Origin of the sequence: Paraburkholderia sediminicola, from assembly GCF_046027825.1 — a bacterium.
Lineage (GTDB): Bacteria > Pseudomonadota > Gammaproteobacteria > Burkholderiales > Burkholderiaceae > Paraburkholderia > Paraburkholderia sediminicola_D.
This window is the reverse complement of record NZ_JAQQDU010000033.1, coordinates 78,681-85,578: the sequence shown is the minus strand read 5'-3', so window position 1 is coordinate 85,578 and position 6,898 is coordinate 78,681. Positions and strand designations below refer to the sequence as shown.

The following is a 6,898-nucleotide window of genomic DNA, read 5'->3' as shown; positions in this document are numbered from 1 at the left end:
GGTTCCGTCGGGCCACATCGGGCGTTCGTCAATATACTGCTGGACTGACTTCACATTGGCGCGCCGCAAGCCCTCGGAATCTGCCACATCATGCATAACTTGCTCCTTGTGGAATTGCTGCGATCGACAGGCGATTGAAAGCATGTCGTCATCGGGCCGTACCCTCGTGTTTCGACGTGCGTTATGCGCCTTTCAGCGGTGCGCGAATCGGGCATCGAGAATCTGGCTAACGCAAGGCAGGCGGGGAGGTGGGTCAATCGACGCCGTCTCGACGCCGTGGCAGCCAGGCTAACATGGTGCGGCCCGTGGGTGTCGTGCAGATGACACGAACCTGTCACAGGGCATTCGGCGCGAGTCCGCGTGTTAAGGCTCTTGTTAAAACGCTGCGGGTTCGTCGTTGCTGACGCACAAAAGTAGCGGGCAGGCGAGACCTGCCACGATCCCTTACGCTGTTAAAGCCACGGTGGTTTTGCAAATATCCCGGCAATCCATTCGACGAACGCACGCGTCTTTGCCGGCTCATGTTTGATCGACGCGCGTACCACACTCACACCTGTCTCCCCCCGAACCTGCCAGTCGGGAAGAACGTGGACGAGCCGGCCTTCTGCTAGCTCGCGTCCAACCAGCCAGTCAGTCGCCATGATCACGCCGGAGCCGGCGAGCGCCGCCTGAACGACGGCTTGCGCGTCATCCATCTCGAGCCTGCTGTTGACTTTGAGCGCGCGGCTGCGGCCGTCGCAATGTAAATGCCAGACCGGATGGGTGGCAAGTCGCGTAAAACAGGTGCACTCGTGTTGCAGCAGGTCGTCGGCCTCGGTTAGCGCGGGCCGCGCATCGAGATAGGAGGGCGCGGCACAGAGCAATCGCCGGGTCGTCGCGAGGCGGCGGCCCACCAGACGGCTGTCTTTCATGTCCCCGATTCGCACGCCGGCGTCGAACCCTTCGGCGATGAGATCGACGTATCGGTCCGCGTAACTCACGTCGATCTGAATCCCCGGATAGCGAGCCAGAAATTCCGGGAGTCTTGGCGCAACCCATATCCGGCCGAACGCGACCGGCAAACTGAGCCGTAAATGCCCGGAAGGCAAGGACGACATCGCGCGGACTTCTTCTTCCGCGTGACGCACCATGTCCATGGCGTCGCGTATCCGCTCCCTGAAAAGGCGGCCTGCTTCGGTCGCTGAAACACGGCGTGTCGAGCGCTCTAGGAGCCGAATGCCCAGGCGCGTTTCCAGCGCGGCGACGCGTCTTGAGACAACTGAGCCGTCTCGTCCCAGGCGACGTCCGGCGGCAGAGAAACTGCCGGTTTCAAGCACCGCAAGGAAGGCCTCGCTCTGGTCCGCTTCAACACTGTCCATTGATGCACCGTGCGCAGTAATGTTATGTTTCTGCGGCGAATTATAGCGTTGGCACCTTGTTAGGATGTCCTCCTTGCGGTCATACCTTACGGAGGTTTTCCCCATGCGGGCCTTTCAGCTGACATCGCTATCCATCGATTCACTCCACCTCGCCGAGGTCCCTACGCCCAAGCCTGAAGCGGGCGAAGTGCTGGTCCGTCTGCGGGCCGCGAGTCTGAATTACCTTGACTTGATGGTTGTGTCGGGGCAACTGGGACAGGCCGATATGCCGTCGTTCATCCCTGGCACCGACGGCGCGGGAGAAATCGTCGAAGTGGGCAGCCATGTCAGCGGATGGTCGGTGGGCGACAGGGTGGTGCCGGGCCTGATTGTCGACTGGGCTTCCGGTCCTCTGTCTCGTTCGACGTCGGGGCGTATGCGGGGCGTCACCATGCCGGGTTCGCTCGCGGACTATGCGGTGGTTCCGGCCGCCTCTTTAGCTCGCATCCCTGAACAATTGTCGTTTGTAGAAGCCGCCAGTCTCCCGATCGCCGCAACGACGGCGTGGAATGCGATCGTCGCGGGCAACGTCCGGCCAGGCGCCGTCGTGGTGCTGCTGGGCACGGGGGGCGTGAGTCTGTTCGCGTTGCAGTTCGCGAAAGCCGCGGGTGCGCGAGTGATCATCACGTCGTCATCGGACGAAAAACTGGCGCGCGCCCGCGAGCTGGGCGCGGACGTGACGATCAACTACGTTTCCACGCCTGGATGGGATGAGGTCGTCCTCGACGAGACTGGCGGAGAGGGGGCGGATCTGATCGTCGAAACGGTCGGGCCGGCCACCTTTGCCCGCTCGCTGAATGCGGCGGCCTTTGCCGGGACGATCTACGTGGTTGGCTTTGTCAGCGGCATGGAGCTCTCCATTCCGGTCCTGCCGATCAATCTGAAAACCTTGCGCATCATCGGGAGCAACACGGGCTCGACCGCCAATCTCGCTGACGCGGTTCGCGCGATCAAGGGGGCCGGAATCAAGCCTGTCATCGACCGGACTTTCAGCTTCGAAGACGCGCCGGCTGCCTACCGCTTTCTCGAGAGCGGGTCTCACTTCGGTAAAGTCGCCATAGACTTCGGTTCGCAATAACGCTTCGTGCGCGTGATGACCTCGCCGTCACGCCGGAATCCATCCGCAGTGCTGCGCAATTGATGGGCGCGGAGTCCTTCGTCAGCGGCGATGCGATCGCAACCCCCTTACGACGCAGATCCGGCAGGGGGTTACGCTTGCGCATCGTCGTCGCGCTCACTCACCTCGTCGTGTAAGAAGCCACGTACTGCCGTCAGCACCTTGCGGGCTTCCGCCGGGTCGCCGGCGGCCCGGGCGAGGATCATCCCGCCGACCATCGTCGCAAGCGCACCAATGATCTGACGCTCTGCCTTGCCACCGGCCGCGTCGTCACCATGCTGTTGGAGCCATGTCAGATAGGTCCGCACATTCTCGTGCAGTGCGTTTCGCGTGGCGTCGTCGGCCCGGGCAAGTTCGGATCCGCAAGCGGCGAGCACACAGCCGCGTTCCGGATGCTCGCAATGCAGGGTGCCCAGGTAAGCGTCCGCGATGTCGGCCAACCCCGGCATCTGGCCGGCGGCGTCTGTCGCCGTCTTCTCCAGAAACTGCAAGGTCTCCGCAGTGGCGCGGGTGATCGCTTCTGCCAGCAGTTCGTCCTTGGACGCGAAGTGCGCATAGAAGCCGCCATGCGTGAGGCCGGCCTCCTTCATGATCTCAGCCACGCTGACGCCGCTCGGGCCGCGCGCACGGATCGCGCGTGCCGCGACGGCAATGATGCGCGCGCGGGTTTCCTGTTTGTGTTTCTCGTGCCAAGGCATCATCGGCTCCGTTTCTTGACAGAATATGATAGACATCATATTCTGGAAATATGAGATCTATCATATTTTGACATGGAGGCTGATCGTGCAACTCGACTTGATTGGGGCCGTGGTCCTCACGGCGATTTCGGCGCTTGTCGGTGGTGTTTACGTCTATTTCCTCCGGTGGAGCGTCGCGCGGCGCCTCGCGATGGCCGCCGTGGGTATCGCGTGGTTCGCGCTGGTCGCGGCCTTCGGCGCCACCGGCGCATTCGATGCCGTGCGGGGCATCGGGCCGGCTGGTGTCGGCCTGGCGGTGCTGATTCCGTTTGCCTTGCTCACCTTTGCCAGCACGCGTGCGGGTACGATGCGCGAGGCGGTGAGTGCGCTACCGGTGCCCGTGTTGATCGGGCTTCACGCGACACGCGTACTCGGGGTGTTCTTTCTGCTGCTTTATGCCGCCGGCCGGCTTCCTGCGCCCGATGCGCCGGTGGCGGGCTGGGGCGATGTGCTGATCGGCCTGACGGCGATTCCTCTGGCGTATCTGGTTGTCGTCAGAGCACCGGCTTGGCGAACAATTGCGCTTCTATGGAACGCGCTCGGCCTTCTCGATCTGATGGTTGCCATCGCGTTGGGGGTCGCATCGTCCCCCGGCTTGCCAATCCACCTGGCCGCATCGAGCGTGGATAGCGGCGTAATGACGACCCTCCCGTGGATACTCATTCCCTGTTTCAACGTCCCGCTGCTGGCGCATCTGCACATCCTTCTCTTTCAACGGCTGCGCAGCAGCCGGGAGCCGGCAATCTCGCCTGTTAGCGCGTGACTTGTCGTTGAAGGGCGGCCATCGCGACATGCCTCGTCACGGCTCGAAATGCGGTTGCATCAGGGCGTTGAGCCATTCGATGAACGTGACGAGCCGACGCGACCGCTGCCTGCGATGCGGGTAGAGCGCTGAGACGGCCATGGGTGCTGCCCTGAATTCGGACATGACTTCCACCAATGTGCCGGCGTTCAGCAGATGCTGTACATCGAAGCGCGGAATTTGAATCAGCCCAAGGCCCGCACAGCAGCAGGAGATGTAGTTCTCCGCGTTATTGACGATCATCCGGCTGCTTACCGATATCTGCGCCTGCCGCCCCGCGATCAGGTAGTCCCAGAGTAGTTCGCGCCCTGTCGTCGGAGAGGCATAGCCGACGCACATATGTCCGTCGGCCAGTTCGTCGGGATGTTCGGGGACGCCGTGTTCACGCAGATAGTCTGGACTGGCGCAGTTGATCATGGCGATGCGGCCCAGCGGCTGCGCGACCAGATTGCTGTTGTGCAACTCGCCGACGCGGATGGTGCAGTCCACGCCCTCCTGTACCAGATCGATCGCGCGATCGGTCGAACCCAACGCGAGCCGCAGGGCAGGGTGGCTGCGCAGCAAACCCGGCAGAGCGGGCACGACAAGACGGCGAGCAATACGGCTGGGCATATCGACTTTCAGTTGCCCGGAAACTTGCCGTTGTCGGACCTGGAATAACTGATCGATCTCCTCTGCGTCGGTCAGCAACAGTCGGACTCTTTCCAGCAATTGCGCGCCATCCGCCGTGAGTTGGACGTGACGCGTGGTGCGATGTAATAGCCGCACGCCGACGCTCGCCTCCAATTGCTGGACGGCGGCCGACACCGACGCACGCGGCAATTCCAGTGCGTGCGCGGCTTTGATGAAGCTGCCCATATCGGCAACCTGGATGAAGACACGGTACTGATCAAGTTTATCCATTGAACATTATTGTCTTGATACGCCGCTTTCGACTTCATCCTTCATCGCAGGCACTGCATTGCGGTAGTTGCTGAGTCGGCCGGCGACATGCCGCCGGCCGTCGCAAGCACCGTTACTTCGTCGTATAGCCGCCATTGATGAGAATGGTCTGGCCGGTGATCCACCATCCGTCACTGACCAGATGACGGATAAACGGCACCACGTCATGGATATCGGTCAGGCCCGTTTTGGAAAACGATGATAGCGCTGCAGCGGTCTTATGGTATGCGACTGCGTCTTCGCCTTCGGCCGGATAGAAAAACGGGGTGTCCATCGGTCCCGGGCCTACCGCGGTGACCGAAATACCACGCGTGCCAAATTCCTTTGCGGCTGCGCGCGTGTAATGTTCGACAGGCGCCTTGGTGCCCGCGTACGCGGCATAGAACGGCGTGAATGCGCCCAGAAGCGACGTGACAAGCGTGACGATCTTGCCGTTGTCGTTGACATGCTTGCCCGCTTCCTTGAGAAAGAAAAACGCGGTTTTCGAATTCACCGCGGTCATCTCGTCGTACTCAGCCTCGCTGATCTCAACGAAGGGTTTTTTCAGCACCTTGCCGACGGTGTTGATGGCGATGTCAGGCTTGCCTACCGCGGCGACTACATCGGCAAACAGTTTCTCGACCGCACTGGCGCGGGTCAAGTCTGCCTGAAACGCCACTGCCTCGGCGCCCGCGGATCGGATTGCCTCGACCGTGGCATTGGCTTGAGCCTGACTGGCGGCACTGTTGTAGTGAATCGCAATAGCCTTGGCGCCCTGGGCTGCGAGATCGCGGGCGATCAGGCCGCCCAGGTTTTTCGCGCCGCCTGCGATCAGCACAACCTTGCCTTTGATGGAATGGTCTGCCATGGGAATGTCCTCGATGTTCGGGGAATTCAAGTCTACGCGGCATCTGATGCAGGATAAGCTCCCGCGCCCTGGATGGATTGTCCAGGAAAGTGGTCCAATCGCCGTCCTTCACGCGCAGCTAACACTCAGCGTCAGGAAGCAGCCGACGTACCAATTCAGGAAGCCGTGACGCATCGAGATCCTCAACGAAGCTCGCTCGCAGAGCATCCGCTGCAGGACTGAGCGATCTACCCGCAAACTCGACGAAACCCACCGTACGTTCGATTCGCGGTGCATCGAGCGGGATGAACCGCAGCGTGTCGCGGTAACGTTGCTTCGCAAGATAGGGCAACACGGTGAGCCCGACTCCGCCCTCGACCGCGGCAAGCAGCGTAGTGGTGTTCGCTATGAAGATTTCGTCCTGCTCGGCCGCCGCTTCGCGCACCGCGGCCGGTAGGGCACGCATCGTGCCGTTGCCGATCACCCGGTACCCTGACAGGTCGCGCCATTCGATACGGCGTTGCCTGAACAACGCGTGTTTGGCATTCACGACCACGCACATCACGTCCGCAATCAGCGGCGTAAAGCTCAGTTCGGCTTCGAACTCCGGTTCGCCTGCGATGCCAAAATCGATCGCGCCGGAGCGTACCCGATCGTGAATGTACGCAGCGGTGCCGTCTTCCACATGAAGCTGAATGCCCGGATATCGCGCGGCGAACCGGCTGATCGCGCGCGGCAGCATTTCGTGAGCGACCGACGGCACGGCGGCGACCCGCACGCTGCCGCCACGGACTCGTGCGACGTCGATGGCTGCGGCGATCGCGCGTTCGTAGTGCTCGACGAGCTTCCTCGCTTCGCCATAGAACATGGAGCCGAACGGCGTCGGCGTCGCATGGCTGCCCTTTTCAAAGAGTGGCGCGCCGAGCGCGGTTTCCAGTTCCTTTATGGATAGCGACAGTGCCGGCTGGCTGCGGAACACGGCCTTCGCTGCAGCCTTGAAGCCGCCATGCTCGATGACGGAAACGAAGTGCCGCAACTGCGCGATCTTGACATCCGGGAAACGGTCCATGGGTCCGA

General features: G+C 61.8%; 7 protein-coding genes. 2 read left to right on the top strand and 5 right to left on the bottom strand.

Annotated features, from left to right (window positions below; genetic code table 11):
• Positions 1 to 452 precede the first annotated feature (452 nt).
• On the bottom strand, positions 453 to 1,463 hold the full coding sequence (locus tag PQQ96_RS19445; protein ID WP_408295141.1) for a LysR family transcriptional regulator: 1,011 nt from the start codon (positions 1,461 to 1,463) through the stop codon (positions 453 to 455).
• On the opposite strand from PQQ96_RS19445, the gene PQQ96_RS19440 reads away from it, so the two are divergent.
• Positions 1,462 to 2,475: a zinc-dependent alcohol dehydrogenase family protein gene (locus PQQ96_RS19440; RefSeq protein WP_408295138.1), complete on the top strand. Its 1,014-nt coding sequence runs from the start codon at positions 1,462 to 1,464 to the stop codon at positions 2,473 to 2,475. The two genes, PQQ96_RS19445 and PQQ96_RS19440, sit on opposite strands and share 2 nt — an antisense overlap.
• Before the next feature lie 131 nt (positions 2,476 to 2,606).
• Here PQQ96_RS19440 and PQQ96_RS19435 read toward each other — a convergent pair whose 3' ends face one another.
• Positions 2,607 to 3,215, bottom strand: coding sequence for a TetR/AcrR family transcriptional regulator (locus PQQ96_RS19435; RefSeq protein ID WP_408295135.1), 609 nt, complete (start codon positions 3,213 to 3,215; stop codon positions 2,607 to 2,609).
• An 82-nt stretch (positions 3,216 to 3,297) separates the two neighbouring features.
• On the opposite strand from PQQ96_RS19435, the gene PQQ96_RS19430 reads away from it, so the two are divergent.
• Positions 3,298 to 4,014 (top strand): DUF8737 domain-containing protein, encoded by a 717-nt coding sequence (locus PQQ96_RS19430; RefSeq protein WP_408295132.1) that lies wholly within the window; start codon positions 3,298 to 3,300, stop codon positions 4,012 to 4,014.
• Positions 4,015 to 4,050: 36 nt separating this feature from the next.
• Here the strand turns inward: PQQ96_RS19430 and PQQ96_RS19425 are convergent, their stop codons facing one another.
• The 3 genes from PQQ96_RS19425 to PQQ96_RS19415 form a co-directional block, all read right to left on the bottom strand.
• The gene (locus tag PQQ96_RS19425; protein ID WP_408295129.1) at positions 4,051 to 4,956 is read right to left on the bottom strand and encodes a LysR family transcriptional regulator; all 906 of its coding nucleotides are present in this window, start codon (positions 4,954 to 4,956) and stop codon (positions 4,051 to 4,053) included.
• Positions 4,957 to 5,068: 112 nt separating this feature from the next.
• The gene (locus tag PQQ96_RS19420) at positions 5,069 to 5,842 is read right to left on the bottom strand and encodes an SDR family oxidoreductase (protein WP_408295126.1); all 774 of its coding nucleotides are present in this window, start codon (positions 5,840 to 5,842) and stop codon (positions 5,069 to 5,071) included.
• A gap of 118 nt (positions 5,843 to 5,960) precedes the next feature.
• Positions 5,961 to 6,890: a LysR family transcriptional regulator gene (locus tag PQQ96_RS19415; protein ID WP_408295123.1), complete on the bottom strand. Its 930-nt coding sequence runs from the start codon at positions 6,888 to 6,890 to the stop codon at positions 5,961 to 5,963.
• Positions 6,891 to 6,898 lie beyond the last annotated feature (8 nt).